Origin of the sequence: Rhodococcus sp. LB1, from assembly GCF_001583455.1 — a bacterium.
In the GTDB taxonomy this organism is placed as follows: Bacteria; Actinomycetota; Actinomycetes; order Mycobacteriales; family Mycobacteriaceae; genus Rhodococcus_F; species Rhodococcus_F opacus.
The window spans coordinates 1-1,829 of sequence record NZ_LTCZ01000347.1 but is presented as its reverse complement, the minus strand read 5'-3'; the positions used below and the strand labels follow the sequence as shown (position 1 = coordinate 1,829).

Here is a 1,829-nt window from a genome sequence, read left to right as displayed (position 1 = left end):
GCGTCGAAGACCTTGGGGTCGACGAGCGTGGACGTGTCGCCGAGGTCGCGGCCTTCGGCGATGTCCTTGAGCAGGCGTCGCATGATCTTGCCCGACCTGGTCTTGGGGAGTTCGGGGACGATGGTGATCTGGCGGGGCTTGGCGATCGGGCTGATCTCCCGGGACACTTCGGCCTTGAGTTCGGCGATGAGGGTGTCGCCGGTGTTCTCGACGCCTTCGCGGAGGATGACGAACGCGACGATGCCCTGGCCGGTGGTCTCGTCCGCGGCGCCGACGACGGCGGCCTCGGCGACACCGTGGTGCCCGACGAGGGCGGATTCGACCTCGGAGGTGGAGATGCGGTGTCCGGAGACGTTCATGACGTCGTCGACGCGGCCGAGCACCCACAGGGCGCCGTCCTCGTCGTACTTGGCGCCGTCGCCGGCGAAGTACCAGCCCTGCTCGGGGTAGCGGGACCAGTAGGTTTCGCGGTAGCGGTCCATGTCGCCCCAGATGCCGCGGAGCATCGCCGGCCACGGCTTGTCGAGCACGAGGTAGCCGGAGCCGCCGGCGCCGAGTTCGTTGGCGTCGTCGTCGACGATCTTCGCGGAGATGCCGGGCAGGGGTGCCATCGCGGATCCGGGTTTGGTGGCGGTGATCCCGGGCAGCGGGGAGATCATGATCGCGCCGGTCTCGGTCTGCCACCAGGTGTCGACGATCGGGGCCGTGTTCCCGCCGATCACCTCGCGGAACCACTTCCACGCCTCGGGGTTGATCGGTTCGCCGACCGAGCCGAGGAGCCGGATCGAGGACAGATCGTGGGCGTCGGGAATGTCGCGGCCCCACTTCATGAAGGTGCGCACCAGGGTGGGTGCGGTGTAGTAGATGCTGACGCCGTACTTCTCGATGATCTGGAAGTGGCGGTGCTCGTCGGGGGAGTTCGGGGTGCCCTCGTAGACCACCTGGGTGACGCCGTTCGAGAGTGGCCCGTAGACGATGTAGCTGTGGCCGGTGACCCAGCCGATGTCGGCGGTGCACCAGTACACGTCCTGCCCGGCCTTGTGGTCGAACACGTTGTGGTGGGTGTACGACGCCTGGGTGAGGTAGCCGCCCGAGGTGTGGATGATGCCCTTGGGCTTTCCAGTGGTGCCGGAGGTGTACAGGATGAACAGCGGGTGCTCGGAGTCGAACGGCTGCGCCTGATGGGTGCCCTCCGCCTTCTCGACGGTCTCGTGCCACCACAGGTCACGACCCTCGGTGGTGTCGACGTCGATCCCGGTGCGCTTGACCACCAGCACGTGCTTGACCGACTCGGCACCGTCCACCGCTTCGTCGACGGCGGGCTTGAGGGGGGCGGCCTGGCCGCGGCGCCACTGCCCGTCGACGGTGACGACGAGCTTGGCTTCGGCGTCGTCGATGCGTGAGCGCAGGGCGCTGGCGGAGAAGCCGGCGAACACCACCGAGTGGGTCAGGCCGAGGCGGGCGCAGGCGAGCATGGTGACGATGGCCTCGGGGATCATCGGCATGTAGATCGCGACGCGGTCGCCGGCGACGAGTCCGAGGTCGCTGAAGGTGTTGGCGGCCTTGCTGACTTCGGCGAGCAGGTCGTTGTAGGTCAGGTCGCGGGTGTCACCCGGTTCGCCTTCGAAGTGGATGGCGACGCGGTCGCCGTTGCCGGCGAGGACGTGGCGGTCGACGCAGTTGTAGGCGACGTTGAGCCGTCCGTTCACGAACCACTTCGCGACGGGGGCGTCGGACCAGTCGAGGACCTCGGAGAAGGGGGCGTGCCAGTGCAGGCGCTCGGCCTGCTTCGCCCAGAATGCGAGACGGTCTTCGTCGGCGGCAGCCTG

Annotated in this window: 1 protein-coding gene; it reads right to left on the bottom strand. The window is 68.1% G+C overall.

Features of this window, described 5'->3' with window-relative positions:
* Nucleotides 1–1,829, bottom strand: a 1,829-nt coding sequence (gene acs, locus AZG88_RS35305; protein ID WP_061700408.1) for an acetate--CoA ligase, incomplete at both ends; no start/stop codon positions are given.